Source organism: Streptomyces sp. B1I3 (genome assembly GCF_030816615.1).
In the GTDB taxonomy this organism is placed as follows: domain Bacteria; phylum Actinomycetota; class Actinomycetes; order Streptomycetales; family Streptomycetaceae; genus Streptomyces.
In genome coordinates, this window is sequence record NZ_JAUSYD010000001.1 from 440,242 (window position 1) to 466,795 (window position 26,554).

Consider the following 26,554-nt stretch of genomic DNA (forward strand, 5'->3'; position numbering starts at 1 on the left):
ACTGGCCGGCCGATGCCGTTGTTCGCCGAGATCCCGCGCGGTCCCCGTGTAAAGCTCCGTGCCGCACCAGACGCACACCCAGCCGCGCTGCTGCTGCATCGTCAACGAGCTGACTGGCGGGAGTTGCCTGGTCGTCACAACAGCCCCCGCCCCTGATGCGCAGGGCATGTGACGACCGGCCAGGCCCGTGTCTCGTCGTCGAGGGTGACCTCACCGGCGGGCTGCAGGTCGGTAGTGACGGCCCCGCAGTGCCAGCAAGCCAGACCGTGTAACCGGGCGAAGCTGGGCTGTACGCCGGTGGCCGGCGCGGAATGTGATGCGCTCATGGGCAGATCATGGACCGCACGGAAGGGCACAAGTACCCCGGCGAGGGGTACCGAGGGGTACCTAATCCGCGTGGCACCACTCCGCGAAATTGGTGAGGCTCTCAGCATCCGCCCGCTTCAACCGGCGCAGTGTCGCGGCGTCCTCCCGTACCCACGGATGCTCGCGGGTGTGCTGCGGCGCGATCCGGCGAGCGACCTTGAGAGACTCGAAGGCGTCATCGGCGAGTCCGCCCCACAGCTGGGCGCGCGCCAGCTCCACATAGAAACCGGAGCGGCGCTCTGCCGGCAGGTCTACGGGCGGTGCCCACTCGCGGGCGACGTCGAAGGCCCGCTGCACATGGTCACTGCCGAGGCTCACCGCGGTGGACACCTCGTGGATGCGCACCGAGTCCGGGCCGAACGCCGTCCCCTGGTAGACGTTTTCGGGGACCTGGTCCCCCAGGGTCCTGGCTGCGGTGAGGTGCTCGTCGGCCGAGTCGCTGCTGCCTGCTCGTCCGGCGATGACCGCAGCCCTCATGTGCAGTGCGCCGCGGGCAGCTACCGCAACCACGCCGGTAGCCGGCGGGCAGGAGTCGATGGCCTGCTCCAGAGCACGCAGCCCAGCCGCATGTGCCCGGGCGGCGAAGAACGTTTCCGTCCGGACGTACCCCACCGCGGCGATGAGGAGCGGGTCCTGGGCGGCGGGGGCGGCCCATCGCATCAGCTCGACAAGGCGTGCGGACAGGTCGCGGGCCCCGTACTTGTACGCAACCGCGTCAGCTGACCGGTACGCGGTGACGAGGAGGGTGGCGAGCTCTGCCTGCCGCTGCGGGGGCGCATTGTGGGCGGCCCGGGCAAGCTCGACCAGCAGGTCAGGAATCGTGCGGACGATCTGCAGGTACTGCGCTGACAGTCTCCACGCTGTGGCCTGGGCGACGCCGGCCCGCAGCTCCGGGAGCGGGCGGACCGGGCCGTCGTCCGGAATGTCGTAGGCGGCGATGGCAGCCGACAGGGCCGGCAGGGCGCTGCGGACTCGGCTGGACGCGTGCTCCCGGTCGGCGACCAAGCGGGAGGGGTCCACGCCCAGGGCTGCCGCGATGGCGTCCAGTGTCTCGTCGGTGACGCCGCGCTCCCCCCGCTCAATCTTCCGGATCGTGCCCAATGCGACGCATGCCGCTTCGGAGAGCTGCTGCTGGGTCATCTTGGGGCGGGCGACGCTGCGGTAGTAGGCGATGCGCCGGCCTACCGGGCTGCCTGAGGTCGGCTGCATACTGACTCCGTTCGGGGCTTCACTCCGAACCGTACCGGCGGCTATGTGCCGGTGGTACGCGAGCGGCCCCGCCCGACACGCGCTCGGGGCGGGGCCGTTCGGTTAGTAGCTGACGAGGTTGATGAGCTCGGTCAGGGAGTTGATGGACCAGTCCGCAGCGGCCCGGACGTCTGGGGTGTCTGCCCACCAGTGGCCCCACGGGCCGCGGCGGATGTGCGCAGTTCGCAGGCCGGCCCTGCGCGCTGGGAAGATGTCGTTGGCCGGATGGTCGCCGACGTAGAGGGTTTCGGATGCCATGGCGCCGGACACCTCGAGGACCCGCGCGTAGAAGGCGGCGTCCGGCTTAGCGACCCCCCACTCGGCGGACGTGGCGACCAGGTCGGCGGGCAGGTCGAGGGTGCGCAGAAGTTCACCCGCCTTAGTGGTCTGGTTACCTGCGACGATCACCCGGACTCCGAGCTCGCGTAGCCCCGTCAGGGCAGGGCGGACGTCGGGGTAGATGTCCGTTTCGTCGAGGTACTCGCCGCGGCCGGCTGCCTCCCGCGCCGCGTACTCGGCGTCGACGTCGAGGCCCGGGCGGACGAGGCGAAGGGCGTCGGCGTTGTCTCTGCCCTGGGTGACGACGGCGCCTACCAGGGCGCTGACCGTGTGCTGCGGGATGTCGAGCCAGTCAGCCCATGTCCCCCAGTAGCGGTCGTCGCGGACGAGGGTTTCGCCGACGTCGAAGACGATGGTCTCAATCACGGTGCCGACCTTACGGGAGGGCCTATTGTCGGCGCCCGCCCGTAGAATCTGGGCATGCCCATACCCCCTGCCGAGGTGTCGCGTGCCCGGTCGCTGGCCGAGCTGAACGCGGTAATCCGCGCGCTCGTGCACGGTGGCCTGTCGTCGCCGGAGGCCCGCCGGGACTACGAGCAGCTGCTCGTGGAGTGGGCGGAGGCCGTGCAGGGCGATGAGCGGTTAGCGGCGTGACGTGCGCCCTCTTGTCAGTGCCGCCGTCTAGGATCCCGCCGTGGCGAATCCGAGTGATGAACTGATCCAGCTGTGCCGTGCTGCCGTCGAGGCCGAGCGCGAGGCGACGAGCGCGCCGTACACCAAAGAGGGGTGGGCGCCGTGGCTCCAGGCGGCAGAAGCGTTTCAGCGGGCCGTGACCGAAGAGGCCGGCGACGGAAACCGATTCGAGCTGGAGCAGGCAGCGAAGACGGCGGTACTGCACCCGGCACCGGAAGATTGAGGGACAAGCCTCAAAGCTCCGTGACGATCAAATAGTCCCAGAATGCGCGAAGGCTCACGTCCTTGACGCTGCCGTTCGATAGCCCAAAGTGGCCGCCCCTGTGCGTCACATCCAAGATCGGGCCCGTCGTCCAGGACGAGTCACCGAGGCGCCGGGCCTCCACCGTCGTCGGCGTGACGTCGATTTCGATCGTCATGGCCTCGTCCGCCCTGGGTGGGCGCGTTCGGATGTCCCCGCCGCCGAGCGCGACACCTGCGGCGCTGCCGGAGACATGCCGGAAGAGCCGCATGAGTCCGTTCTGGCGCATCACCAGGTGGTAGCCCGGCGTTCCGTTCGGAGCCCCGAACCGGTAGGTTTCGGCGCTACTTCTGCCGAAGTACAAGCCGCTGTGCAACGTGGCGTCGGGCCCGATAGCGCGGTAGCCCATCTCGATCTGCATCCGGTAGCCGCCTGGCCCTGGGGTGATGTTGCCGAGCGCGTGGCTTCCTGGGGTGCTGGCGATAAAGACGCGACCGTATCCGTCGACTGCGATGTTCTCGTCGTCGAGTACGTCTCCCCAGCCCACGATTAGCTGCTGGCGGTCGGCTGGCGGCGGGTTCTGGCCGTTCATGCCGAGCTCGTGTTCCAGGCGGGCGATGCGGGTGTAGTCGGGTCGCGGGATGGGGCGGGGCTTGGTCATGGCATCCATCATCCTCGTGAACCGTTCATCCCGGCCGGCCCGGGCGCAGCTCCGCCCCCGTCCTGGGAGCAGCCAGGTTGGGGGCGGGAAGCAATCCCTGCGTAAGCGCGGGCCCGCAGGCCCTGGGATTGATGGTGACCCGAGTCTACGAGCCCGGTATGACAATCCGGGTTCGATCAGACGGCGTGGCTCAACGCGGCCCGCAAACCGACCCTCCCGAGTGCCGCTCCCAGAGTCTCGGCCTTGACCGCGAGCCGACGATGAATCTCGGCGAACTCGTCCGGGTTCGGGCCGCCGAAGCGCGATGCGAGGGTCTGCAGATCCTGGTCGGTGAGCTCGGTCAGCGGCACGGCGGTCAGCGTGCGCCCATGCCGGTCGAGCTGGGCCAGGGCGCGGTTGACGTTCGGGTACGGGCGGTGCGTCACAGTGTCCTCATGAGATAGGGCGGGTTGGCCCTGGCGTGGCGGCCGAACTCGGGGTAGCCGCTCCTGCGCTCACGCTCGCGCCACTCGTTCTCGATCCGCGCCAGAACGGCAGGCAGCCCCTCGGGCGTCGGCAGGAGCGTGGAGCCCCGCACGTCCGGGTGAGGGGTCTGCTGCTTCAGCTCCTCCGCGAGGCGCGGCAGGTTCGTAGCGGTGGCCGCCTCGGCGCGGCGCAGGAGCCAAGCCCTCACGACTTTCTCCTCGGGTAGGGCCGGTACTCCCCCGGCGAGAGCTGTACGAGCGCTTCGTCCGGGCGCGGGGTGTAGGGCGGGATCGTGCCGCCGCGGACGGGGCCCGGGACACCGCAGCGGCGGAGAACGGCGGCCAGCAGGCGGCGAATCACAGCATCCTCCTTTGGGTGCCCCCGTCGACGGGGGAGGCGACGGGGGCACAGCCAGTGTGGCAGGCGGAGGCCGGCTGGCGGCGGCGATACGCTGACACGGCGACGCCCCGGCCGCTTACCTCGGCCGGGGCGTCGCACTGTGCGGGCTGTTACTGCTTGACCTTGACGGGGCGGTCCGCTGCATCGCAGTCGTGCAGCAGGTTGGTCGAGGTCCCGCACTCGCACAGGGTGGGCCCCGGCTCATCTCCTTGGTAGCTTCCGCCGCAGGAGCAGTGCTGCCCCTCGTAGATGTAGCAGCGCTTGTAGTGCGGGCCTTCGAGAGGTCCGCCGTTCGCGACCACTTGGTCGACGAGGAAGTTAATGCTCGTAGTCCTCGCTGCTCGGTGGTCCGTCACACGGCTCCCTCGTAGTGGTACATGCAGAACGAGCCTGTTGCACCCGAATGCACATCCCCCCTCCGATAAATGAGCTTTCGCACCACCCCAGACTCGGTGACATCCAGGGGCAGGTACTCGCGAGGAGGATCGAGCGGGTCGCCGTCCAGGGTCAGAATCCGCCCATCCAGTGGGCCGTCGAATAGTTTCGCGTCCAGCATGGTCGTGTCCCTCACTGCTCGATGGTGCGGTTGGGCTGGCGTCGGTTACCAGTCACGGGAGGGCTTGTTGGCGGCGTGCTGGAATACCTCGACGAGGTGCTCGGGGATGAGGTAACCGACGACCTTGCCGAAGCCGGGACCTTGCGCCTGGATCGGCGACGAAAGGGTGTCCGGCCACCAGCCCTCCCGTGCCCCTCGGTCGACGGCGCGCTTGATTGCGGCGCTGTGGCCCCGCAGCGTGCTGTCTTCGCTGCTGCGCAGGTCGTTGGCGGAGACGAAGCCGCCACGGTTGGCGGCTTCCTTGATGATGCGGCGCGCGTTCGGCGGCAGGGCCAGGTAGAGGCGCTCCGCTCGCTCCTTGGTCCATGTGGGGCCGGTTTCGATGTCGGCTGCGTGGTCGGCGAGCAGGGCCAGAAGCTTCCTCTGGAAGTCTCCGGTCGGCTGGTCAACGATGAGTGTGATCTTGATTGGACCTCTCCTGACGTAAGACGAGGATTAATGTCCCTCTAACGAGAGTAGCGGAGTGAGACACTTCTGTCTGCCGTTATTTCACGTTAGTTCTCGTCTTCTCGCGACGGGTGGCGAGACACAGTAGACTCGAACACGTGAACGATTTGCCGCCGGACCTGCCACGCCTCCGCACCCTGGAGACCTGGCTCGCCCTATCCCTCGACCGGGTCCGCCAGCAGATCGCAGCAGCCGAGCAGCGAGAGAAAGAGCGGCAGCAAGGCGAGGAACACCGCCCACCCCCACCCGACTGGGTCCTCGAGCTCGGCATCGGCGTTGGCGCACCACCCACCGAAGTCCACACCGGTGACTGCTACGCCATCGGCAAGCGGCGCCGCACCATCACCCGCGAGCAGGCGCTCGAAGCACTCACCGCGGGCGTCCGGGCCTGCGTGCACTGCCGGCCAGACACCGACCTCGGAGTGCTGTGATCAGGAGCTGATCGGCTGTACTGCACCATGGTCGGCCGCCCCAGGGATCCGCTCGCTGGGCCACGTATTGCACCAGTGGCAGCACCAGCACAGGTTGCCCACAGAGTTCCGCCCGCCGTCGATACGGGCGACGACGTGGTCGAGGCTGCCGATCCTCCGACCAATGTGCCCCCACGGCATCGGCTTGCGGGACACGGGATGCGTGGGCGCCGCCTGAACGGCGAGGGAGCCGCAGTACCGGCACCGTCCGCGGGCTGCAGTCAGCACCGCGACGACATCGTCGGTCGTGATCCGTCCCGTAGGGTGCCCGCTCAGCAGGCGCCCGCGGTTGGCCCGGATGGCCTTCCTGCTGCACCAGAGGCGAATCTCCCGCATGGGGGTGCCGACAAGGAAGTCCTCGAACGACAGCCACAGCGGCTGGGGGATCTCATCCACGCGTCTCTCCTTCGGCCGGCTGGGCGCCGGGCTCGGGGTGCTGTGACCAGCAGATCGTCGCACCCTGGAAAGATGAGCGCGCCGATAGTCATCCACCGCCCCTCCCCCACCGGCGGCCGGCGAGTCACCATTCGCGGCCAGATCGCCGGCCTCGCCTACGACGACCACGACGTCACAGAGTTCCTGCGCCGGGCCGGGCTCCCCGACGCCGAGACGCTGCTCGATCAGCCCGAGTGGGTGGAGTGGCGGGGCGGACGGGCGCATCAGTACGCGGCGGCGTGACCTGCGGCAATGGGGACCGGGGGGAACGATCGGTGAAACCCGTGCCACCTTGAATGCATGGACAAGCCGAAGACGCGGTACCCCAATTCTGAAGCGCAGAGACTGCGCCCCCACCCCTGCCCCGACTGCAGGCAAATGAGCCCTCGGAGAATCGGCAGAGACAAGGGCGCCCAGACGAACCCGCTCGACCCCGAGGTCAATGTCACCTGGTACTGCCCGAACAACATCTGCACTGGCAGCGACGGCTTCTGGATCGAGTCGCGGTAGCCAGCAGGAGGGCAGCCGCCAAGCCTCCCGTGGGGAGCCGGGAGGTGCGGCAGGCCCCGCCCGCAGGGGGTCCAGACGGGCAGGGCCTGAGCGGGGGAACTGCCTGGGGGCGAGCTCCTGCCGCGTGATCAACGATGCACCTGAACCAGCCACAACGCTAGAGGTGTGACTGGAAAAGTGCGGTCAGCCCTCCGAGCCGTCCTCGATCATCTCGCCCATGTCGACGTCCCCGTTCTCGTCGATCCAACCCTCCTTCTCGGCAGCGACGACGATGGCAAGCCTCGCGTAGTCGTCCTTGCTGAGATCTGCGCACCCCTTCGGCTTGCCCGTCGCATCCTCGGAGCGTTCTGTCAGCTCCTTGCGGCAGGCGGCGACCTTGTCGTCGTAGCTGGCGCCGCAGCCGGTGAGGCCGGCGAGCGCGACGGCGACGGCAGCAGCAGCGATAGCGATGCGGATCTTCATGAGTCCCCCTGTGGAGCGCCGACGCCTGCGACGGCGCTGCGAATGATGGCAACGCGCGTGCCCTGACTAAGTCCAACGCCCCAGTGAAGACCAGCCCGGCGTGCAGCGTCCCAGAGCATGGCTACGATCCGGTCTGCCGAATCAGGATCGCCAGCAGAAGCAGCCAGCATCTGAGAGAACTCCGGAACTTCACCAGCAGCCGCAATCCAGGCTTCCATCTCCTCGAACTCCTTACTGCGTCTCGGAGTCCTAGCCGCAAGCCAGCGGGCCATCTCCCCAGGGTCAGACCAATCCGGCGACTCCTTGTGGCAGGGGCCGCAGAGCAGGATCAAGTTGTCCACCCCGTCGGAGCCACCCAGACTGGAAGGAACGATGTGGGCTCGCTCCAGCGTTGCGCGCTGCCAGTTGATGCGGGCGCTCCCCTTATCCCACCGCTCCGAGTACCACCCGCAGCCGAAGCAGCATGGTTCACCAAGGTCGTACATGCTCGGGGCGAACGTGCTGCGCTTGGGACTGGCAGCCCAGTACGCAGCGATCTCCCACTTGCTCGGAGTGGTCACGAGGCCACCTCCGCGTCGGAAGCCTGGCTCGCGTCGTAGACACGAAGGGCCTGGGAGATGGCGCCGATGCTCGGGTTCTTCCCCTTGTTTGCACCTTCGGTGATCCGGAGGTGCGGCTGGATCTGCTTGAGGCTGTAGCCCTTCGAGCGCAGCGCAACGGCTTGAACGATCAGAGCGTCGGTCATGACGGGGCGGCGCCCACCGACGCGGCCACGAGCGCGCGCGGCCTCAAGTCCGTCCTTCGTCTTCTTCACGATGTCGCGGCGGCGTTCGGAGGCGAGGACGAGCGCGAGTTCCAGGAGGAGGTTCATCTCGTTGTGCTCGCCGGCCCCGACTCCCGTGAGGACCTTGACGGAGATGTTGCGCTCGAAGAGTTCTGCCAGCGTCATCAGGCCGGTGAGGGTGTCGCGGCCGAGGCGGTCGACTTCCTGGACGCAGAGCATGTCGCCGTCGCGTAGATAGCCGAGTGCCGCACTGAGGCCGGGGCGATCGGAGACGGCCAGCTTGCCTGAGACCTTCTCCTCGAAGACCTTGACGCAGATTGGGTCCAGGGCGTCGTGCTGGCGGTCAACGTTCTGCTTGTCGGTTGAGACTCGGACGAGTCCGACTAGCGCCAATGCAGCCTCTTTTCATCTAAGGGGGTGGAGTGCGTAGTTGAACGCTACTGGTTGATGAACCGTTTGATGAAAGGATCGCCCACATCTACGCTCGAACTACGCCTTCCGGCGCCCCGTTTCATCAATCGACCGATTGATGAACGCCTCCTGGGGGTCCCGCGTACAGTGCCGCCATGGACTCCAACGAGACGACCCGGTTGCAGGAGGCGTGGAAAGCCAAGGGCTCCCCGCCGTGCGACCACCCGCACAAGGAGAAGGAGAGGCACCTCGGCGCACAGACCGGCGATAAGGTCTGCACGACCTGCGGTAAAGAGTTCTGGGCTGGCTAGACCCCGACACAGCACTGCGCCCCGCCCTCGGATGAGAGCGGGGCGCAGTCGTGGTCGGCGGTTCAGCCCGCTTCAGGCAACCTGGAGGTACCAGCGGCGCTTGAAGCTGCTATCGGTGCCGTAGAAGGAGGCGAAGTGACGGAGGACGGCGTACCCCGCGTCGCGGTCCTCGTCGGATCGGTCGGGGCTCAGTGCCGCCTCCGCCCGGTCAAGGATGTAGGTGTAGCAGCGCTCCCACCCCTTGTTGTCGGCGATGCGGGCGCTGCCCTCGCACTTCTCCCGTGTGAAGGCGAGGAGTTCACTCCAGTCTTCTGCGGCCAGCTCGTTCACCTTCGCCGCTTCATGGATCGCGTAGCCGGAGGTGATGAGCCGGTGCGAAAGGGCCTTGGCGCCGGCAACCAGTTCGCGCTGTTCCTCGGGCAGGGAGTTCACGTCGACGCTGTGTAGACGCCCATGGGTGATGCGCGCGGCCTCGGAGAAGGGACCGTCTTCCAGGTACGTCATCTCGTAGTGCTGGGCTTGGCCGACGGCGAGGAGGGCCCGCTGGAATTCGACTCGGGCGGCCTGGTCGCCGAAGAGGTCTGCGACACGGTCGGGGATCTTGAACATGGTTGGTCCGTTCGTTTGGCCCCGCGCCGTTTACAGGGTACGCGCGTCGGGCGAGGGACGCCCCACCCTGCCGCAGCATCCGTCCACCTTGCCCCCACGCTTTGGTCACAACTCCGTCAACACCGGAACATGCCGCTCCCCTCTTGTGCACTGCGCCGCTACGGTCGGGTTCACGAACCACCATGGGGGCACCTTGAACACCCGCACGTACACAGCCGCGCTCGCCTGCCTTGCCGCAGTAACCCTCGTTGGCTGTGATCCAGCGGCCACGGAACCAAAGCCTGCGGCGACGGCCGCCACTGAGGCCCCAACCGCGGCACCGGCCGCAACGCCGCCCCAGGAGACGGAGAAGCCCGCCAAGCCGAAAGCGGTCCTCAACTTCGTTGGCATGGGACTTCAGTCAGCACAGGACAAGGCGCAGGCCGAAGGGTTCTACCTGCTGGCGTCCCACGACAGCGCTGGCCGGGACAGGCTCCAAGCCCTGGACCGGAACTGGAAGGTCTGTTCCCAGAACATCAAGGCAGGCAAGACCGTACCCACCGACAGCAAGCTGGACTTCGGTGCGGTGAAGCTTGAGGAAACCTGCCCGTCCAACGACGCCAAAGCCCCTGAAGCGACAGGCGGGAAGATGCCGGACCTGGCCGGGAAATCCGTGAAGGCGGCCCGCGGTGCCCTGGACTCGGGCACGTCCATCACCGTGACGGACGCCTCGCAGGGGCGCATGGTCCTGCTGGAAAGCAACTGGCAGGTCTGCACCCAGTCCCCTGCTCCTGGTGTGACCCTGAACGGACAGCCCGTTGAGTTCACCGCGGTGAAGTACGAGGAAAACTGCCCGTAGGGCAGCCGCTGAACCGATCGATGCCCCCGCCGCCCATGAGGGCAGCGGGGGCATCGTCATGCGGCATCGTCCGGCTCGGGCGGGATGTCCGGCTCGAGGAAGAGGCCGGCGTAGGTGGGGGTCGGCGGGGGGTCGATGACCCCCATGTCGACGAGCGTCTGCCCGTCCGCCGCCGTCTCATCGACAGGCGGCTCCACCGGCTGCGGCTGGAAAGGCATCGTCACACTCCAGTTCGGTTGTACTCATCCACCAGCGGGTGCGGCGCCTCGGGGTCGATCCCGGCCCGGTGCATCTGGCTGGCCCATCGGTCTGTTGTCCACGCGAAGGCGCGCAGTAGCGACTCAAGCCGGGACTGGTTTTGCCGCAGCTCTTTGTTCTCGACGTCCACTCGCTCGACGGTGGCCTTGAGCACCGTAAATTCGTTCTGCTTCTCAGCCGGCCCGGCTGCAATGGCTGCTGCCGTCCTGCTTCCCCGGTACGTGAAAAACCCCGTGACGATGACCCCAATCACCGTCACGCCTGTGCCGACTATCCCCAACCACCCGTTCAAGCCGGGCTCCCCTCTACTGCCCCCTCAGCAGCCGGGCGCCGACCACCGCCACCAGGAGGGACGCGCGACGCGCACCAGATCACGCCGCAGTGCGACGTGAGGTACCACAGGAAAATGAACACACCCCGCGGGTAATGCCCGAGCAGCGCCGCCCACCCGTATACCCACGCCCACAGCGCCGGCGGGACCGATGCGGCGAGAAAACCCCACCTGTCCTGCCCGAACCGCACCCATGCGCTGGCGAACGTGATTGTCCCCGCGAAGATCCACACCCAGGCCCAGCAGTGCAACGGGGCCAAATCCGTCAGCAGCTCCAGGCCCTGGGGAGACGGGGGCTCGACGATGAGGCCGATCCCCCAGCAGACTTTGCCGATGCCCATGAACGCCAGAAACGGTCCCCGGCGGCCCAGGCTCCGTTGCAGCCAGCGGGCCGCACGGAGTGGCATTTACACCCCTACGGGGCGGGTCGACTCCTTGGCCGGGGACACCTGCCCGCGGGTCAGTAGGCCGAGGACCGCGAGTACACCAGCGTTGAGGGCGCCGACGGTCTCCGCGGAGACGTCCAGGCTGTAGGCGGCGAGCAGCGCCACGGTCGCTGCGACCACACCGGTGAAGGCGGCCGGGGCGATCGGTCGGGTGACAGCTGCGGTGGCCGCAGCGAAAACGGCGCTGACCACGGCGACGATCGCACCGGCCTGCTCGGCGGACAGCCCGAAGCCGAAGCTGACCAGCAGCGACAGACCGGCGGACAGGGTGGCGATGACGAGAGCGGGCTCTCTACCGAAAAGCTTCATGTCAGGACTCCTGGTTGATGTCGACGTCGACCGTGATGACGGCGTCGCGGATGGCGGATTCGACGGCGGCGACGATCGTCGCGGTGTCGGCGCCCCCGCCGAGCCACCCGGCAAGGGCCTTGATGGCGACGGCCTGTGCGGCGACGGTGGCGTCCATGCGGCGGACGCGACCGTGCAGGTCGGTGAGGACCGACTGGGCCGCCCAGGTCTGGTTGGTTTTGATGTCGGCGGCGTCGGCGGGTGCCGGAATCTGATCGGTCTTCCAGACCGCGTCGTAAATGTCCTGCTTGGTGATGCCGGCCATGGGATTCTCCTCGGGACTTGGGGCGGGGGTGGGCGTGGTCGCCCCGGGGGACCAGCCCGCGGGGTGGGTGAGGCGTTCGGCGACGTCGGCGCGGAGGTCCGGCATGGTGAATCCGCGGGGGTCGACCTTGTCCGAGGACCACTCCAGGTGGCCGATGACGGATTTCGCCGACCATCCGTGGGCCCGGCACAGGGCGACCTGGACGCGGACGATCGCCTCGTACTGGGCGGCCGGCCACGGGTCCTTGCCGTCGCCGAGGTTCTCGCACTCCCACCCGTAGAAGCGGGCGTTGCCGTCGACCCCGTTCGCGTTGCCCTTTGTCGGCGCGGACGGTCGGGTGTCGTAGGACTCGGCGGTCACCTGTGTGAGCACGTTGCCGTCGCCGCCGCCGGCGTGGTTGGCCCGGCCCCAGCCGACGAGGTGCACTTGGCCGTTCTTCGCGATGACGCCGTGGCAGAGCGGCCCGGGGAGAGCGCTGTGCCCGTCGCGGCACAGGGCGACGGTGTTGGCCGTTCCGCGGGTGACGGTGTGGTGGACGATGCTCCCGTTGACCGGGCCCCAGGCGCCCTTGTGGTTGCGGTTGTGGGTGCGCCAGTCGCCGACCTCGACGACCTGGACACCCTCGGCGCGCAGGGCCGTAAGGACAGCGGCAGCAGAAAGTGGTGTGGCCATCAGGCCTCCAGACGTGACGAAGCCCCGGGCCGGACCGGCGCGGGGCGAAGTGGCGAGTCAGATGCGGTTGTGGCCCGGGCTGGTGGTGCCGCCGGCCCAGTCGAGGACCGGGGCACCGGCCGCGACGATGGCAGTGGCCGGCGCCCAGCCGTTGCCGGTCAGGTCATTCCCGGCGATCACGCAGCCGGTTGCGGTCGACGCCATGGTGATTCCGTTGGCCGTCCTCCCGCCGTCCTTGCGGACCTGGTTGCCGGTGACGAGGCAGCCCGGAGCGGTGAGGCGGATGCCGGCCGCAGCGACGCCGCGGATGTGGTTGCCCTGCACGACGGCGTTGCCGCCGTTGCTGGTTGCCGCTGCGCCGATGGCGATGCCGTGGTTCGAGGCGGTGCCGTCGACGAGGTTGTCGTTCACGACCGCGGACGGGCATCCGGCCACGTTGATGGCGTTGGAGCCAGACCCGGCGACTTGGTTGTCGGTGACCGTGGCCCGGGTCGACTCCTGCGCGAGGATCCCGCCCTTGGTCGAGGAGACGACGCGGTTCCCGTGGATCAGCACGCCCGGGGTGAAGTCGGCCCGGATGCCGTAGGCGTTCGCTGATTTCACGATGTTGTTCTCGATGCTGACGTCCGACCACAGGGCGCCAGCCAGGGCGGTGACCCGGATGCCCGCGTTCGCCCCGGAGCTCCCGACCTGGTTTCTTGAGATGGTGAGCCCGGTGCAGGCGTGGCCCGCCGCCGCGTCCGTGAGCGCGTAGATGCCCTCGGTGGCTGTGCCGCTGATGCGGTTGCTGCTGATCTCGCTGTCTCGCCAGTACAGGGCCCGGATCCCGCAGTCCGCCGTCGTTCCGAGGATGATGCAGTCCCGGACTGTGATCCGGTCGTAGTACGCGCCGGCGACGATGCCGTGCGAGCCGATCGCCCGTCCGGCGGCTGGCAGGCGCGCGCTGGGGCCGAACCAGCAGCCGGTGAAGTTGATGTCCTCGCACGGCGTGCCGTCGAATGCGCCGATGGCCGAGGAGCCGCTTTTGGCGATGTCGATCTCTACGAACTCGCTGGTGACCCTGCTCTGATCGGCGCTGTTGTCGATGAAGCCCTCGAAACGGCAGTTGCTCACGGTGGCGCCGCTGACCGCGTTGAGCTCCAGGGCGTGCGCCCCGCAGGTGTCGCGGATCGTAGCGTCGCGGACGGTGATCCTGCCGCAGTGAATGAACGTCATGACGTTCGTCATTGACGCGACGATCCCGGTGCCGTCCGCCTGCTTGTAGGCGTTGCCGTCCCACGTGCCGCCCAGCACGGTGATGTCCGAGTGGCCGTTGTGCCCGGTGAAGCTGTCGTCTGGCATGAAGTTGCGTAGGCAGCCGCGGGCGGCGTGGATGCTTTTGATCGTGGCCCCGTAGGCGAGCAGGGTGGTGCGGGCCTTGGTGACGATGAACGTGCCGACGGCGTAGACCTTGCCGGGCGGAAAAACGACGACGCCGCCACCTGCCGTATATGCGTCGTCCAGGGCGGCCTGGATTGCGGGCGCGTCGTCGGTCGTCCCGTCGCCGACCGCCCCGTAGTCGGCGATGGAGTGCCAGCCCATCGCGTCGAGTACCCCGGCAGCAGGCAGTGGCGTGGCCATCAGATTAGAGCTCCAAACATGGTGATGCACCCGAGCGGCGCGGGGCGGGATCAGATGTATACGGCGGCGAGCTTCAGCTGGCGGGTGGCGATGATGGAACCGGTCGGGCTCCACGTCCGCAGCGTGACCAGGCCCGCCGTGTCGATGATTGCGCCGCCGGAGCCGAAACCGTCATCGACCAAAACGGGGATCTGTTCCGGCGGCCTCCACCCGACGGGCAGGGTGGCCATTACCGTGTCAGCGATGTTCCCTGCCGAACCCGCGTCGATCTGCGAGCCGGTGCGCGTGATCGTCAGGTTGACCATGTACACCCCGGCTGACGTGGACCGGCCGGAGAAGCTGACGATGGAGAAACCGCTGGCCGCGCTCGCGCCGGCCGCCGTCGTCGTGAGCGTTGACGGTGGCGGGGCCCAGGTGGTGCCGTTGTAGACCTCCAGGCGGTTGACGTCCTGAAGCCACACCGTCATGCCCTCGACCGGCGCGGCGATAGCGGCCGTCCGGGCGGTCGCCGACGCGAATTTCATCACGCCCAGCCCCACAATTTTGAGCAGGCTTTCGCCCATGACCTTCAGGTCTGGAGTCTCCCCGTAGTCGAGGCTGGTGATGCCCTGCCCGTAGGCGTCGGTGATCGGCATGTGGCCTCCTAGGCGCGGCGGGTCAGGGACATGTACGAGTTGAGGTAGAAGGTGAGGCCAGCAGGATCGGCTGCAGCTTGCGACCAGTTGACCGAGGCGGTTCCGGCAGTGGCCGAGGTGACGATGAGCCCGTGGATCAAGAAGATGCCGTGGGCGGTCGACCATCCGGCGCCGTAAGTTCGCTCGGTGCCAAGATCCTGCGCGATGGGCCGGACCGTGGATGGCTCGGCAGTCGCACTCGTCGACGGGGAGTAAGTGCCCCACGAACCGGACGACCCGGTCGGGCCCGTGATCGACATTTTCGCGTCGCCGGTCAAAGCAGTGGAGTTGTACATGATCAGTCCGCTGATTTCGTAGGCGGCGTTCGCGCCGACCGGGATCACGAGATGCGGATCCGCTGTGGCCGTGGCCGTAGATGTCCGCGTTGTGGACACGGTTTTCCGGGCGAAGGCGGCCTGCCCGATACCGAGCATGCTGGTCGACAGGCGGCCGAGGGCGACCCAGTTGCCCGCCCCGGACTGACTGATGACAACCTGGTCGCCGACAGCCGGCCCCGAATACGAGTCCAGGCAGCGAGCCTGGATCACCCCGACAGCTACCGTCCCGTCACCGGGGACGGCGGTCACTGTGCCAGTGCGCCAGTCCGACCCGCGGACTGACGGGTCGGCGGCGCCTGCAGTCTGCGCCGCGGTCACAAGGGCGGCAGCCAGGGCCGCACCGGAAGCCTCGACCATGCTCATCAGGCGTCCTCCCGTCCACCGATCGTGTCGATCTGCATGGAGCCGAGCCCCAGATCGAGGGTGAGGCCCTGCACCTGGTGCAGCTCCCGGTCGCCGTTGGCGTAGGTGACGCGCAGGACATCGCCGGGTTCCAGGCACGGGTTCGGGGCGGATTCCAGGGTCACTGTGGCGGCCGGTTTCACCGAGTCGCGCAGCAGCTTCGTCGCTGCGGCGGTGCACTGGTCGGTGCTGATCAGCAGGCTGGAACTGTAAAAGCGGGGCACCCGGCCAAAAGGGCCCCCGACGTAGGTTGGGCTTGTCGGATCCGTGTCCTGCACCGTCGAAGACACGGCGGCCACGTTCGTCTCCGTGTTCTCGCCCGAGGCGACGACCACGTTGTACATGCCGGCCCGGTTGTACCCGCGGGTCGCGGCGATGAGGACGCCCTGCTCGCCGGCGTCAACGGTCCACGCGATCGGGGCTGCCGCTATGTCGGGGAGTTCCGCGATGACGAACTGGCCGTCAGCGTCCGCATACACCTCGGCCCCGATAGCGGTGGCGCACGCCTGAACGGCCGCCCACCGGTCGCCTTGGGCGTCCCAGGTCGTCGGGCCAAGCAGTGCGTCCGCGACCCGGCTCGTGACGACCGCGGTCGGCATGCTCGACCGGATCAGGTCGGTGATCGCCGTAACGGCTCCGGGTCCGCCGCGCGTTGTGTAAGGGACGAGGAACGCGTCGTCGGCGATTGCCGCCTCGATGCTGGAGCCGGTGATCGTGACTGGCCCGTAGTCCGGGTCTCCGCCGACCTCGTCGATACGGAATTCGCCGAGCGGAACCGACTCGACACTGCCGTCGGGGTAGGCAATGCCGCGCAGGATCCGCAACCGGGCCCCGTAAATGGCCATCTGCCCAGTCGGCCGGATCGGTATCAGTGAGGTGTCCGGGACGGTGACGGAGCAGGTGCGGCGCACGGCCTGCCCGCGGGACACGGTGACGCTGCCGCCGGTGTGCGGCAGGACCGTGACTGTGCCGTCGCTGGCGGTCATGCGTACTTCGGTGTAGGGCACGTGGGCGGTAGCCAGCGTCGCCAGGAAGCGGTCGGAGGGGGGTGGGTACACGAATTCCCCTCCTAGGTGGTGCGCTGATCGAGCGCCAGGACGAGGACTGTGGCGTACCGGTCAAGCAGCGACAGCACCGTGGCGTTCTCGACGAGGACGTCCTGCACGGTCCACGTGCCTGAGCCGGCCAGGCCGGTGATAGGCCGGTCCACCTCTGTCAGGGGCAGCGTCCATTCCCGCCACGGTTCCGGTGCATACGGCACCACCCGTGGTGCCGCCGAGTCGCCAACCGACACGTAGATGTCCGGCTCGCCCATTTCGGGGGTGGACTGCCACAGCAGTACCGACCCGGTCGCCAGGAGGAGGCGCAGGGCCTCCCGGCCTTGGTCCGTCTGCGTCCACAGCACCAGCGAGCCTTCACGGCCGCTACGGACGCCCGAGAGGACCAAGGCGTTCTGCCGGCCCCGGATCCGCATCACCGCCCGGTCGATCGGCTGCGACCAGTCCGGCGCCTGCTTGACCATCACCCGGACATTCAGTTGCGGCCGGGCCGGGTCCTTCAGCCAGGAGTAGTTGCGGTCGCCCGGGTCGATAGTCACGGACGTTGTGGATGTTGATCCGGTGTAGACGCCCGTCGTGCCGTCGTACATCTCGAGCCGGTAGCTGACCGGGACGCCAAGCGGCGCTTCGTAGTCCTCCACCACCAGCGTTTCAGCGGAGACCGGGACATTGTCCAGCAGGCCGGTGCGCCCGCGGACGATGGTGCGCGCGCCGCCCTGGGTGATGCGGTACAGCGTCATCGTGCGGGTGGTATCGAGCTCCCGCACGACCAGCTGAATGCTGGCCGTGGCGTCGTCGGCGGTCACCTGCGACGCGGGCAGCCGCTGAGACAGGCGCACCCAGTCGATCTGCAGGACCGACGAGGTACTGGTCGCCGTGACAGGCAGCTCGACCTGCCCGGTAACCGCCCCGGCCGGGGCCGTGAAATCGTTGAAGAACGTCCACCAGCCGGTCGCAGGCAGCGGATCCGCGGGGCTCGTGGACGTCGAGATCAAGGTGTCGGTGGCGTCGTACCAACGGACCGACAGGGACACGGTCCATGAGCCGGCCGTCCGGTGAAAGGTGACCGCCGGGCGCCACGAGAGAAGCTGCTGCACCGGATACTTCCCGGACCGCAGAGTGGTGGCCGTGGCCGTCGCAGAGGTCAGGGTCAGGCTGTAGCTGGCGCTGACCGACTGGGCACCCCACGGGGTGGAGCGGGCGATCGTGCCCGTACCGGACGTCACCGTCCACTGCCCGACGCCGGCTTCGAATTCGGCGTCTGCGTAGGCGACGACGCTCGTCTCCGGCACCGAGCCGGTGATGACGGTGGTCCGGGCCTTGAGGACAACGCCGTCCGAGCGGACGATTTGCCCCGCAGTCGCACCTGTGATGCCGATAGCGACCGAGGCTGTGGCTGCGGTCGCAGGCGCCACACCCGAAGTGATCTGCCGGTACAGCCCCGTTCCCGGCGCCGCCAGGACGGACCGATTGGCCTGCACTTGGACGCCGGCCGCGTTGTAGTAGCGCAGCTCGATCCATGCCGCCGATCCGGACGTCGGCGGGGTGAGGTACCCGTAGGCGACGTACTCGGCTCCGGGCGTGACAGGCGGTCGCTCAGGTGACAGCGCCGCCGCGTTGCCGTTCGCGGTCACCGTCAGGGTCAGCATCTCGCCGCCGGCCCAGTACCAGTCGACCGGCCACTGCAGCATGGGCACGCTCGTACTCAGGGCGCAGTTCGATTCCACAGCCCAGCCGGCAGCGCTGATCTCCATTTGCTCGGCGTTGAAGGACAGCAAATTCCCGGCGAAGCGGAGCGGCCAGCCGAAGTACACATTCTCGAAATGGTTGACGACGCCCGCACCGGCGGCCGTCGCGGACACGAGAACCTGGGCCCGGGTGGCCCCCATCGGGGCCACCCCGCCGACCCCGATCCTGTGCCATGACGAAGAGGCCGTCGACGTCGTGAGGCCCCACGTGATGCCCACCTCGGCGTTCGATGCTGTGATCCACCGGATGCCGATCCGTTCCGGCACCGTGACACCCGAAGCATCGGCGAACGCAGCGTAAATCTCACCGGATGTGACGTCGTAGGACGATGCCGTTCGGGCCTGCATCTCCCCCGCCGCCGACGACGCCAGCCGCAAGGTGCCGTCGCCGTTCCGGCCGCCCGTGCCCTGACTGATCGTGCAATTGATCCTGGGCGTCCACCCGGACACGTTCGGATCCATGGATTCCGTGGTCAGCGACAGGAAGTTCCCGGGAATCGCCACTTTGCTACCTCCCTACCGGTCGGGACCTGAGAGCTGTCAGCACTGCGGAGTTCTCCTGGCGGACGACGCCCCTGAACTTGCCCATGAGCTCACCGGAGTCGAGGACCAGTTGGCCTGTCATCTCGACCGGTCCGTCTGCAACGCCGCCGCCTGCCGTTACCGACGTGAGCGCGTTGGCCTGCGCCGTCGTGAACACGGGCTCGGGCCTCCCGGTCCCGTTGTAGGCCAAGTTCAGTCCGGGCTGGAGGTAGCCTCCGGAGTCGTACTTGCCCTTGTAGGCGTACCGGTGCGTGAACAGGGGGTCCATGTACGAGCGGGCCCGGCTGCCGATGACGACCCCGCCCCCGCCCCTGCTTTCCACGTTGACGCCGTTGATGGTGCCCGCGGTGTGGCCGACACCGGCATTGGTGATGCCGATCATGTACGGGGATTTGCCGCCTAGCTGCCATCCGCCCGGGGCGGTCTTCCCGGAGAAGGAGCCGGTTGCCCACCTGCGATGAGGCTTCTGGCCTCGGATGACGGACTCGATGGCGGACGTCAGTCCGCTGCAGTCCCAGCTGGGGTTGCCGTTGCCGCCCCACTGGTAGGGCAGGCCGTTCTGGGTGCGCGCCCACTTGAGGCCCGCCTTGAATCCTCCGCCTCCGATGCCCGCCTGGCCCAGCTTGGTGTCGGCCTGGCCGGAGAAACCGACGATCGCTTTGATCATCTTCTTCGGGATGCCGGTCACCATGTCCCGATACAGAGACTTCGACCCGGCGATCTTCGACACGAGCGGCTTCACGACAGCGTTAAGACCAGCTGTCGCGGACGCCTTCATCCCGTCCTTCAGCCAGCTCGCGCCAGTCTTAGCGAAGTCGACGGTCTTCGAGGCGGCCTTCCCGACCCAGTCGAAGATGCCGCCCTTCGCGAAGCCCTGGAACTCGGACAGCGGCTTACCGCGCATGGCGGCCTGGTTGACGGCGTGGAGGCGGGCCCGCTCATACGGATCCCGCATTGCCTCGGAGACGTACACGCCCTCACCGCGGCGCATCGGAACGAGCTGGTCGTCACCCTGCCGGTAGGTGGACGCCCCCGGAAGAACACCCCCGCGAGCAAACCCCTTCGCAGCAGGAAGGGTCGGCGCCCCGAACACCTTGGCCACAGTGTTCCAGGTGGGGCGGATTCCCTTCTCGTACACCGTATTCACGATGAAGGCCACAGGCTTCTTCGCGATTCCCTCGAGCTTGTCCCATGCCTTCTTGATGGCGTCCTTGGCCGTTCCGAAGGAATCGGAGACCAGCTTTACGCCCTTCTTGATGTTGTCGAACGCGGGCTTCAGCGCCTTGTCCCACAGCCACCTGCCCTTGTCGCCAATCCACCCGAACACCGGTGACAGGACGTTGCTCCACAACCATTTCGCCTTGTCGGCGAGCTGCTGAATACCCGTCTTGAACTGGCCGAACACGGGCTTGACCGCGTTGTTCCACAGCCACTTCGCCTTGTCGCCGATCCCCGTGAAAACGGGATTGAAAACGTTCTTCCACAACCAGGACGCCGCAGCCCCGATCGCCCGAAACGCCGGCCCCAACGCCCTGTCCCACAACCACTTCCCGATCGCACCGAGCACCTTGATTGCGGCAATGATCGGCAGCAACACCACAACAACGAGCGCCGTGAAAAGAATCTTCGCTGCCGTAGCAATGAAGTTGAATACCGGCGACAGGACGTTCGCCCACAGCCACGATGCCACCGCCCCCACGGCCTTCAGCGCAGCCCAGATACCGTTGAAGACAGGCTTCAGGACATTGTTCCACGCCCACAGGGCGGCCGTCTGGATTGCCGACCACACCCCGTTGACGAGGTCACGGAACCAGGCGAAGTTCTTGTACGCGTAGATGACCGCGGCGACGAGCGCGACGATTCCGACGATGATGAGCGTGATCGGGTTCGCGTCCATCACCAGGTTGAAGGCGAGCATTGCGAGCGTCCACAGCTTCGTGGCAATCCACACCGCATAGAGCAGTTGGATCAGCCACGGCAGGTCCCGGGCAATGTCCGCGATAGCAAGAGCCACCGCGCCCAGGGCCTTCAGTACCGGGCCGGATAGTGGTGAGACCGCCTTCGACAGCTGGTAGAACGCCGAGCTGATGTCGCCGATGGCCTCCGCGAGGATTGGCCCCATCCGGTTCGAGTAGGCGAGGAAGCCCTCGAACTTTTCCGAGCCCTTCAGGCTCGTGCCCCAGTTCGCGAACCGGCCGGTGATGTCCTGCATCCGCTGCGAGATGGAATCCATGTGCGGCAGGAAGGCCTGGATGATTCCGGCCATGCCCTTGAACGTCCGGCCGAAGGAAACGCCCAGGCCGACGATCGCGGGCTCTACAGAGCCCGCCAGATCCGCCTTGAACCCCTTCCACCACGGCGATTTGAAGCCGGCCGACACCCGATCCTGCAGCTCACCAATCGCCCGGGCAGCGGCCAGAACGAACGGCGTCAACCCAGGCAGGGAGTTCTTCAGCCCGATCAGCGCCCGGGTGAACAGCGGCATCACCTGAGGCTGAAGCGACGTCGACCACGCCTTGAACGCGGAACGCAGCGACACGAACGCGTCGAACGTGCCACGCGCGGCCGGCGTCATTTTCGCCAGCTCCGCCCGGTACTTCGCCTGCGCCAGGGCAGCCTGATCCACACCCCCGGCCGCCGACTGCGACGCGGAGGCAATCTGACGCTGAGCACCAGCAATCGAATCAGCAGCCGACTGCTGAGCGGCAGCAAGGGACTCCTGGGCCCGTTGCACCGACCGGGCACCATCAGCCTGCGTCTTTGCCACATTGCGCTGCGACTCGGCGACCTTCTCCTGCGCCTGCGCAATGTCCTGCTGACTCTTGACCTGCTGCCGGGCAGCATCATCGCGGGCCTTCGACAGGGCCTTGCCCTGGTCCGCGACATCCTTCTCGGCCTCAGCAATACGCTCCTGCGCAGCCTTGACCGTCTCCGACCCCTCGACGCCCGCCTTGTCTGCCTTCGCCTGCTCCGAGGACAGGCTGCGCGTCTCAGCCTTCTGCTCCTTGAGACGCTGCACAGCCTGGTCGTAAGCAAGCTGCGCACGCTGCTGCTCGACGATCGTGGCCTTCGACCCGACTGCCTGTACGGCCCGAAGCCGGGCCTGCGCCTCCTGGACGTCGAGAGTCGCATCCCGCTCCGACAGCCTCGCGTTCGCCAGTTGATCCGCCAGGTCCGCGAGCTCCTGGGCAGCATCCCTGCGGGCCTGCGTCAGATCCTGCTGGGCCTGCCGCGCGGTGCGCTGAGCGTCCGCCAGCGACTCCTCAGCCCGGGCCACCTGCTCCGCCGAGTCCCGCTGCCGGTCCGCGGCCTGCTGCACCGCATCCGCCAGAGACTGGCGGGCCTGCTTGACCTGCTGGGCGGCCTGCCGATTCGCCTCAGCCGACGAACGGACCGCGTCCCCGACGGCCTGCTCGGCCTGGCCGATCTGCCGGGCCGCGTTCCGATGCGCCGACGCCAAAGACTGCTGGGCGCCGGCCAACTGCAGCGCCTTCGAAGCGCCCTGCCCGCTGGACTGGGCACCCTTCATCGTCGACGCCGACGCCGCGTCCTGGGCCGCCTTCTGCGCCTGCAGCGCGCCCGCAATGTTGATGACCGCAGGAATGGCCACAGCAGCCAGCGCCCCGACACCCACACCGGCCGCCACAGCAGCCGACCCGATCGCACCGATCCCAGCAGCCAGCACAGGGATCGCCGGGATCACGGCCAGGCCACCAATTGCGACCGTCAGGTGCAGGATCGCGTTTAGCGCACCAGCCGTATTGACGTTGACGCGCGCCGACTGCCCGTCGAGGCGCGTCACCATCGCCTGCACCACAGCCAGCTGCGCCATGGCGTTCGCCGCATCGACCCGCACGGCTACATCCGCATCGGAGGCGGACAGGCGCTGAAGGCGGGCCTGCAGTTCCGTGATGCGCGCCAGGGCAGTTGCGGCGTCGATGTCGATACCGATGCGCTGGTCGCTCAGAGCCGTGAGCTGGCCTCGGAGAGAAGCAATCTCAGCCTGGGCCGGCGAGGTGTCCGCACCGATGTTGATGTTCGGCAGGGACGCCTCGGCAGCCTGAACCTGCGCTCGCAGCCGCTGTCCGAAAGACCCGTCCGTCTCCAGCCGGATTGTGCCCGGGTTGGCGGAGATCCGGTCGATCTCCTCGCGCACCGCTGCCAGCTCGGCACGAGCCCTGGCGGTGTCCGCCCGCACTGTTACATCAGGGTGCGACGCTCCCAGGCGGCGAAGCTGCTCCTCGATGTCAGTGATCTCTGCGCGAGCCTCGGTGGCGTCGATGTCGACACCAATCCTCTTGCCAGCAAGGCTCTCCATGCGGGCGCGAAGAGCCTGCAGATCGGAGTCGGCCTCTGACGTGTCAGCGCCCACCGTGATGTCAGGGAGGCTCCGGAAAGCAGCCTCGATTCGGGCGCGGGCGGCGCGGGCAAACGCACCACCCGTCTCCTCTCCCTGTCGCGTCGCGGCGGGACGGGCTGCCGCGCCACCCTGCCTGATGCCCTGCGTCAGCGACGTCCGGATCTGGGCAGTGATCTGCGCTGCGATCTGCTGGCCGATCTGTCGGCCAATCTGAAGACCAACGTTCCCGACCTGAGACTGCATCGCCGGGCCGAATGCCCGCCCTGCCGCATTGCCAGCGTCACTGCCAGCACGCGTCGCAGCAGGGACAAGGCTGGACCGCAGGTGCTGGTAGATCCCACGGGTGTTCGGAATAACATCGACCTCGACCGAACCGACACTGATCGCCACGGGAGCCTCCTCCCGCGCGTCAGGCCGCGCCGCCAGGGTTGATCATGTTGAACAGGAAGTCGGCATGCGCGTCGGTCAGAGACTCGCGCTTCTTCGGAACCGCCGCACCCACACCCGGCCTACGCATAGGCTCCGGGCGCTTCGGCTTGCGCCCCTTGCCGTCGCTGTTCGCGACGACAGTGATGTACTGCAGGTCCCTCAACGCATCCGTGATACCGGCCAAAAGCTGCTGGTCCATCGACCAACGGCCTTCCTCGGGCCGGCCGTTCTGCGACTGCTCCTCCAGCTCCTCCGGAGACAAGGCGTTGCGGAGAGCAGTCATCGTCAGCGACTGCGGCGGCAACCCCTGAATCAGCACACGCAGCCGGCGAGACGACATCTCACCCCGCCAGAAGGCATCGATCTGGTCGGCATCCCTTGGGTAGTGGTGAGCCAGGTCGGCCTCTACCGCCTCCGCGTGCGCCTCGACGACCGACTGGGTCCACCGGACTTTCCCACCGGCTCCCCGGACGTCTCGCTCGCCGCGCTGATGAAGTCACCGAGCTCCGCGTTCGTCGGGTCGAGCTCGAGGTACAGCTCGTAGGACTCGGGGCTCAAGACGTCCTCCATGAAGGCGTCCATCTGGTTGTTGTTCAGCTTGCGCATCGTGGTCTGGCGCCACGCACCGGACGGGACGATGTCGAGTTCCTCACCGCACAGGTCAGCAGAGAGGTAGTGCCCCTCAGCCTCGATCTCCTGCGCGTCCGCGGGACTGAGTCCGGTGTCCTCTCGGACCTCCGCTTCGGCGGGCGCGGCCTCGCGGACAGTGCGGACGGGGCGGGTAGCGGTCTTGCGGGCAGTGGTACGGCTGTTCGCGGCCATCGGCGCGGGCCTCCTCAATCACGGCGCGGGCATGGGAAGAAAGGGTGGGCGGGTCGGGCCCGCGCCAGCAGAAGTGACCCGCCCACCCAGCTCAGGAGCCCGTGTACGCAGGCGTCACGGGCAGCTTGTCGACGTGGTAGACGGTGTTACCGGCCTCGTCGGGGTACGTAGTGATCGTCCACTCGAAGCCGGACATCTCGTCCTGCTTGAACGTGACGTCACTGCGGTCGTTGACCTCGCCCTGAGGGACGTAGAAGCCCTTGTAGGCGTCGCCGTCGATGACGAGAAACCAGAACGCACGCCGGTCCGGAACCGGGCTGGCCGTGTCGGCATACTTCGTGATGCCGTCCTCGTCCGGCGTTAGCTCTGCCGCGTCCAGCCGGTTCTGAAGGCTCATGACTGCGACACGGCTGGTCTCCCACACCGTCAGCCCGAACGTCCTCACGGACTTGGTGATCTGGGTTCGGAACGGACTGGTCAAACCCCAGGGCGTGAACTCCTGGCTGTCCTCGTCGAAGCCGTAGGTGAGGCCATCGTCGCTGATAGCGCCCAGCGGCTCCCACGGAGCGGGCGGCTGACTCAGAGGCGAGTCGAGGGCGGGGGTGCCGACAGGGGCCACCCAGCCAGCGCCGTTCGCGCCGACGAGTGCCAACTCCGCAGCGCGGGTGATGAGAACCATGATGTGTCTCCAGACATGGAAAAGCCCGCGCACGGGCGGGACAGGGGCACGGCGCGGGCCCAAGGGGTGGTCAGGAGGCCGGGTGCGAGTAGATCTCGTAGACGGCACCGGCGCGACGAAGCCCGGTGTTTTCGTAAGGCCGGATGGCCGGTGGGGGCGAGGATCTGACCCGCCCGTACTGGGCGCGGTCAGTCTTCGAGCCGCGCAGCTCGAGCAGGAGCCAGCCGCGGACCAGACCGGCTAGTTCGAGCGCCTCGCCTCTGGTCGCCGCGTACACATCGACGTCGATGAGGGCGCGGTCGAGGCGCAGGCCGTCGTCATCCCCGACCGGTAGCCGCTGCACCTGGATCGTCGGAAGCTCTTGGAGCAAGTTGTTGTCGACCTCGTCGCGGACCACCACGTCGAAGCCAGCCTTGGCCTGAAGCCACTGAATGACGTCGAGTTCGAGGTCGACTGAGCCGACGGCACCCATTAGCGCCCACCCGCCTGAGCCGCTCGCAGCAAGACGTGATGGGCTCGCACGCGTTCCGTGCCGTACTCGACCCAGCGCGCATAGTACGACGGGTTCCACACAACACCGACTGGACGCTTTTTGCGGGAGCGCCCGACCTGCTTCTTACGCACTTCGGCATGCCAGTCAGCCTTGTACGCGCCGCTGTGCGGATCACCGGGCCCGCCAACGGGCGAGATGGCCTCAGCAACCCCTTTGATCACTTCAGCCCGGCGCAGCATCTCAGCACTGACCATCGGCGAGTTGAGAAGCTGCCCGACGCCCTTCTTGGACATCTTGAACTTCGCGGGCATCATGACCACCTACTCATCTGGGGGCGGCATGGACGTCAAGGGCGTACAGGGATCCATCAGCTTCGACGGCGAATGGGTCACCATCACAAAGAAGGAGATCGGCCAGCAAGACCGCCAGTTCCGCATCAGGGCCGCCGAGATCACCGGCACCAGGCTCAAGCCCGGCACCCGCCTGTACCACGGCTACGTGCAGTTCCTGCTCCCAGGCAGCCCAGCCGCGACCGAGTCAAAGAGCCTGCTCACCGGCGGCCGACCGCCGCAGTCCGACCCGCACAGCCTGTCGATCCGCCACAGCGCCAACGGCGCCGCCGAGAAGCTCGTGGCCGCCGTCGAGCAAGCCCGCGGCTAGCCCGTCACTCGGTCGGCAGCGAACTGCACCGGACCACGGGCGCCAGTGAACGGGGACTGACCCCAATCGCCAGGCCATCCAGTGATGTCGCAGGTCTCACCACGGATCCGGCATCGGTCCGTGGTGCGGACCGAGCTGCCCGCCGGGGCGTACACCGTATACC

At 67.6% G+C, this 26,554-nt stretch carries 37 protein-coding genes; 9 read left to right on the top strand and 28 right to left on the bottom strand.

Annotated features, from left to right (window positions below):
* Positions 1 to 387 precede the first annotated feature (387 nt).
* Both QFZ58_RS02055 and QFZ58_RS02060 read right to left on the bottom strand, forming a co-directional pair.
* The gene (locus tag QFZ58_RS02055) at positions 388 to 1,575 is read right to left on the bottom strand and encodes a helix-turn-helix domain-containing protein (protein WP_307123140.1); all 1,188 of its coding nucleotides are present in this window, start codon (positions 1,573 to 1,575) and stop codon (positions 388 to 390) included.
* Positions 1,576 to 1,677: 102 nt separating this feature from the next.
* On the bottom strand, positions 1,678 to 2,319 hold the full coding sequence (locus QFZ58_RS02060) for an HAD family hydrolase (protein WP_307123141.1): 642 nt from the start codon (positions 2,317 to 2,319) through the stop codon (positions 1,678 to 1,680).
* 54 nt (positions 2,320 to 2,373) lie between these two features.
* On the opposite strand from QFZ58_RS02060, the gene QFZ58_RS02065 reads away from it, so the two are divergent.
* Together QFZ58_RS02065 and QFZ58_RS02070 are read left to right on the top strand one after the other, a co-directional pair.
* The gene (locus QFZ58_RS02065) at positions 2,374 to 2,547 is read left to right on the top strand and encodes a hypothetical protein (RefSeq protein ID WP_307123142.1); all 174 of its coding nucleotides are present in this window, start codon (positions 2,374 to 2,376) and stop codon (positions 2,545 to 2,547) included.
* Between the two features lie 40 nt (positions 2,548 to 2,587).
* Positions 2,588 to 2,809, top strand: coding sequence for a hypothetical protein (locus QFZ58_RS02070; protein ID WP_307123143.1), 222 nt, complete (start codon positions 2,588 to 2,590; stop codon positions 2,807 to 2,809).
* Positions 2,810 to 2,819: 10 nt separating this feature from the next.
* On the opposite strand, the gene QFZ58_RS02075 is transcribed toward QFZ58_RS02070, so the two are convergent.
* The 6 genes from QFZ58_RS02075 to QFZ58_RS02100 all read right to left on the bottom strand — a co-directional run bounded on the left by QFZ58_RS02075 (position 2,820) and on the right by QFZ58_RS02100 (position 4,908).
* Positions 2,820 to 3,488, bottom strand: a complete 669-nt coding sequence (locus QFZ58_RS02075) for a hypothetical protein (RefSeq protein ID WP_307123144.1) — start codon at positions 3,486 to 3,488, stop codon at positions 2,820 to 2,822.
* Positions 3,489 to 3,664: 176 nt separating this feature from the next.
* The gene (locus QFZ58_RS02080) at positions 3,665 to 3,913 is read right to left on the bottom strand and encodes a hypothetical protein (protein ID WP_307123145.1); all 249 of its coding nucleotides are present in this window, start codon (positions 3,911 to 3,913) and stop codon (positions 3,665 to 3,667) included.
* Positions 3,910 to 4,161, bottom strand: a complete 252-nt coding sequence (locus QFZ58_RS02085) for a hypothetical protein (RefSeq protein ID WP_307123146.1) — start codon at positions 4,159 to 4,161, stop codon at positions 3,910 to 3,912. The genes QFZ58_RS02080 and QFZ58_RS02085 overlap by 4 nt, the downstream gene beginning before the upstream one ends.
* Positions 4,158 to 4,313: a hypothetical protein gene (locus QFZ58_RS02090; protein ID WP_307123147.1), complete on the bottom strand. Its 156-nt coding sequence runs from the start codon at positions 4,311 to 4,313 to the stop codon at positions 4,158 to 4,160. Before QFZ58_RS02090 ends, QFZ58_RS02085 begins: the two co-directional genes overlap by 4 nt.
* A gap of 149 nt (positions 4,314 to 4,462) precedes the next feature.
* Positions 4,463 to 4,708, bottom strand: coding sequence for a hypothetical protein (locus tag QFZ58_RS02095; protein WP_307123148.1), 246 nt, complete (start codon positions 4,706 to 4,708; stop codon positions 4,463 to 4,465).
* Positions 4,705 to 4,908 (bottom strand): hypothetical protein, encoded by a 204-nt coding sequence (locus QFZ58_RS02100; RefSeq protein ID WP_307123149.1) that lies wholly within the window; start codon positions 4,906 to 4,908, stop codon positions 4,705 to 4,707. Before QFZ58_RS02100 ends, QFZ58_RS02095 begins: the two co-directional genes overlap by 4 nt.
* A gap of 75 nt (positions 4,909 to 4,983) precedes the next feature.
* On the opposite strand from QFZ58_RS02100, the gene QFZ58_RS02105 reads away from it, so the two are divergent.
* Positions 4,984 to 5,418, top strand: a complete 435-nt coding sequence (locus tag QFZ58_RS02105) for a hypothetical protein (protein WP_307123150.1) — start codon at positions 4,984 to 4,986, stop codon at positions 5,416 to 5,418.
* Between the two features lie 95 nt (positions 5,419 to 5,513).
* Entirely contained in the window at positions 5,514 to 5,846 is a 333-nt protein-coding gene (locus tag QFZ58_RS02110) for a DUF6233 domain-containing protein (RefSeq protein ID WP_307123151.1), read from the top strand.
* Here QFZ58_RS02110 and QFZ58_RS02115 read toward each other — a convergent pair whose 3' ends face one another.
* Positions 5,847 to 6,281 (bottom strand): HNH endonuclease, encoded by a 435-nt coding sequence (locus QFZ58_RS02115; protein ID WP_307123152.1) that lies wholly within the window; start codon positions 6,279 to 6,281, stop codon positions 5,847 to 5,849.
* Between the two features lie 72 nt (positions 6,282 to 6,353).
* On the opposite strand from QFZ58_RS02115, the gene QFZ58_RS02120 reads away from it, so the two are divergent.
* Together QFZ58_RS02120 and QFZ58_RS02125 are read left to right on the top strand one after the other, a co-directional pair.
* A complete protein-coding gene (locus tag QFZ58_RS02120) occupies positions 6,354 to 6,563 on the top strand; it encodes a hypothetical protein (protein ID WP_307123153.1) in 210 nt (69 codons plus the stop codon).
* A 135-nt stretch (positions 6,564 to 6,698) separates the two neighbouring features.
* Positions 6,699 to 6,830 (top strand): hypothetical protein, encoded by a 132-nt coding sequence (locus QFZ58_RS02125; RefSeq protein WP_307123154.1) that lies wholly within the window; start codon positions 6,699 to 6,701, stop codon positions 6,828 to 6,830.
* Positions 6,831 to 7,013: 183 nt separating this feature from the next.
* On the opposite strand, the gene QFZ58_RS02130 is transcribed toward QFZ58_RS02125, so the two are convergent.
* The 3 genes from QFZ58_RS02130 to QFZ58_RS02135 all read right to left on the bottom strand — a co-directional run bounded on the left by QFZ58_RS02130 (position 7,014) and on the right by QFZ58_RS02135 (position 8,469).
* Entirely contained in the window at positions 7,014 to 7,292 is a 279-nt protein-coding gene (locus QFZ58_RS02130; protein ID WP_307123155.1) for a hypothetical protein, read from the bottom strand.
* Positions 7,289 to 7,777 (bottom strand): HNH endonuclease, encoded by a 489-nt coding sequence (locus tag QFZ58_RS34380; RefSeq protein ID WP_373428645.1) that lies wholly within the window; start codon positions 7,775 to 7,777, stop codon positions 7,289 to 7,291. Before QFZ58_RS34380 ends, QFZ58_RS02130 begins: the two co-directional genes overlap by 4 nt.
* Before the next feature lie 71 nt (positions 7,778 to 7,848).
* Complete coding sequence (locus QFZ58_RS02135) at positions 7,849 to 8,469, bottom strand: recombinase family protein (protein ID WP_307123156.1); 621 nt, start codon at positions 8,467 to 8,469, stop codon at positions 7,849 to 7,851.
* Between the two features lie 173 nt (positions 8,470 to 8,642).
* On the opposite strand from QFZ58_RS02135, the gene QFZ58_RS02140 reads away from it, so the two are divergent.
* Complete coding sequence (locus QFZ58_RS02140) at positions 8,643 to 8,798, top strand: hypothetical protein (RefSeq protein WP_307123157.1); 156 nt, start codon at positions 8,643 to 8,645, stop codon at positions 8,796 to 8,798.
* A 72-nt stretch (positions 8,799 to 8,870) separates the two neighbouring features.
* Here the strand turns inward: QFZ58_RS02140 and QFZ58_RS02145 are convergent, their stop codons facing one another.
* Positions 8,871 to 9,407 (bottom strand): hypothetical protein, encoded by a 537-nt coding sequence (locus QFZ58_RS02145; protein WP_307123158.1) that lies wholly within the window; start codon positions 9,405 to 9,407, stop codon positions 8,871 to 8,873.
* A 145-nt stretch (positions 9,408 to 9,552) separates the two neighbouring features.
* On the opposite strand from QFZ58_RS02145, the gene QFZ58_RS02150 reads away from it, so the two are divergent.
* A complete protein-coding gene (locus QFZ58_RS02150) occupies positions 9,553 to 10,245 on the top strand; it encodes a hypothetical protein (protein ID WP_373428646.1) in 693 nt (230 codons plus the stop codon).
* Between the two features lie 56 nt (positions 10,246 to 10,301).
* Here the strand turns inward: QFZ58_RS02150 and QFZ58_RS02155 are convergent, their stop codons facing one another.
* From QFZ58_RS02155 to QFZ58_RS02225, 15 genes are all read right to left on the bottom strand, one after another.
* Positions 10,302 to 10,463 (bottom strand): hypothetical protein, encoded by a 162-nt coding sequence (locus QFZ58_RS02155; protein WP_307123160.1) that lies wholly within the window; start codon positions 10,461 to 10,463, stop codon positions 10,302 to 10,304.
* 2 nt (positions 10,464 to 10,465) lie between these two features.
* Positions 10,466 to 10,795 (bottom strand): hypothetical protein, encoded by a 330-nt coding sequence (locus tag QFZ58_RS02160; RefSeq protein ID WP_307123161.1) that lies wholly within the window; start codon positions 10,793 to 10,795, stop codon positions 10,466 to 10,468.
* 446 nt (positions 10,796 to 11,241) lie between these two features.
* Positions 11,242 to 11,589, bottom strand: a complete 348-nt coding sequence (locus QFZ58_RS02165) for a hypothetical protein (RefSeq protein ID WP_307123162.1) — start codon at positions 11,587 to 11,589, stop codon at positions 11,242 to 11,244.
* A 1-nt stretch (position 11,590) separates the two neighbouring features.
* Positions 11,591 to 12,565: an N-acetylmuramoyl-L-alanine amidase gene (locus tag QFZ58_RS02170; RefSeq protein ID WP_307123163.1), complete on the bottom strand. Its 975-nt coding sequence runs from the start codon at positions 12,563 to 12,565 to the stop codon at positions 11,591 to 11,593.
* Between the two features lie 57 nt (positions 12,566 to 12,622).
* Entirely contained in the window at positions 12,623 to 14,299 is a 1,677-nt protein-coding gene (locus QFZ58_RS02175; protein WP_307123164.1) for a right-handed parallel beta-helix repeat-containing protein, read from the bottom strand.
* Positions 14,236 to 14,820, bottom strand: coding sequence for a hypothetical protein (locus tag QFZ58_RS02180; RefSeq protein WP_307123165.1), 585 nt, complete (start codon positions 14,818 to 14,820; stop codon positions 14,236 to 14,238). Before QFZ58_RS02180 ends, QFZ58_RS02175 begins: the two co-directional genes overlap by 64 nt.
* An 8-nt stretch (positions 14,821 to 14,828) precedes the next feature.
* Positions 14,829 to 15,560: a hypothetical protein gene (locus QFZ58_RS02185; RefSeq protein ID WP_307123166.1), complete on the bottom strand. Its 732-nt coding sequence runs from the start codon at positions 15,558 to 15,560 to the stop codon at positions 14,829 to 14,831.
* A complete protein-coding gene (locus tag QFZ58_RS02190) occupies positions 15,560 to 16,657 on the bottom strand; it encodes a DUF5047 domain-containing protein (RefSeq protein WP_307123167.1) in 1,098 nt (365 codons plus the stop codon). The genes QFZ58_RS02185 and QFZ58_RS02190 overlap by 1 nt, the downstream gene beginning before the upstream one ends.
* A gap of 11 nt (positions 16,658 to 16,668) precedes the next feature.
* On the bottom strand, positions 16,669 to 18,909 hold the full coding sequence (locus tag QFZ58_RS02195; protein WP_307123168.1) for a hypothetical protein: 2,241 nt from the start codon (positions 18,907 to 18,909) through the stop codon (positions 16,669 to 16,671).
* Between the two features lie 4 nt (positions 18,910 to 18,913).
* Positions 18,914 to 23,698 (bottom strand): hypothetical protein, encoded by a 4,785-nt coding sequence (locus tag QFZ58_RS02200; RefSeq protein ID WP_307123169.1) that lies wholly within the window; start codon positions 23,696 to 23,698, stop codon positions 18,914 to 18,916.
* Between the two features lie 19 nt (positions 23,699 to 23,717).
* Complete coding sequence (locus QFZ58_RS02205) at positions 23,718 to 24,056, bottom strand: hypothetical protein (protein WP_307123170.1); 339 nt, start codon at positions 24,054 to 24,056, stop codon at positions 23,718 to 23,720.
* 86 nt (positions 24,057 to 24,142) lie between these two features.
* Entirely contained in the window at positions 24,143 to 24,559 is a 417-nt protein-coding gene (locus QFZ58_RS02210; RefSeq protein WP_307123171.1) for a hypothetical protein, read from the bottom strand.
* A 91-nt stretch (positions 24,560 to 24,650) separates the two neighbouring features.
* Positions 24,651 to 25,238: a phage tail protein gene (locus QFZ58_RS02215; protein WP_307123172.1), complete on the bottom strand. Its 588-nt coding sequence runs from the start codon at positions 25,236 to 25,238 to the stop codon at positions 24,651 to 24,653.
* A 70-nt stretch (positions 25,239 to 25,308) separates the two neighbouring features.
* The gene (locus QFZ58_RS02220) at positions 25,309 to 25,710 is read right to left on the bottom strand and encodes a hypothetical protein (RefSeq protein WP_307123173.1); all 402 of its coding nucleotides are present in this window, start codon (positions 25,708 to 25,710) and stop codon (positions 25,309 to 25,311) included.
* The gene (locus QFZ58_RS02225) at positions 25,710 to 26,045 is read right to left on the bottom strand and encodes an HK97 gp10 family phage protein (protein WP_307123174.1); all 336 of its coding nucleotides are present in this window, start codon (positions 26,043 to 26,045) and stop codon (positions 25,710 to 25,712) included. Before QFZ58_RS02225 ends, QFZ58_RS02220 begins: the two co-directional genes overlap by 1 nt.
* Here QFZ58_RS02225 and QFZ58_RS02230 point away from each other — a divergent pair.
* Positions 26,044 to 26,391: a DUF4429 domain-containing protein gene (locus QFZ58_RS02230; RefSeq protein ID WP_307123175.1), complete on the top strand. Its 348-nt coding sequence runs from the start codon at positions 26,044 to 26,046 to the stop codon at positions 26,389 to 26,391. The genes QFZ58_RS02225 and QFZ58_RS02230 overlap by 2 nt on opposite strands.
* Positions 26,392 to 26,554 lie beyond the last annotated feature (163 nt).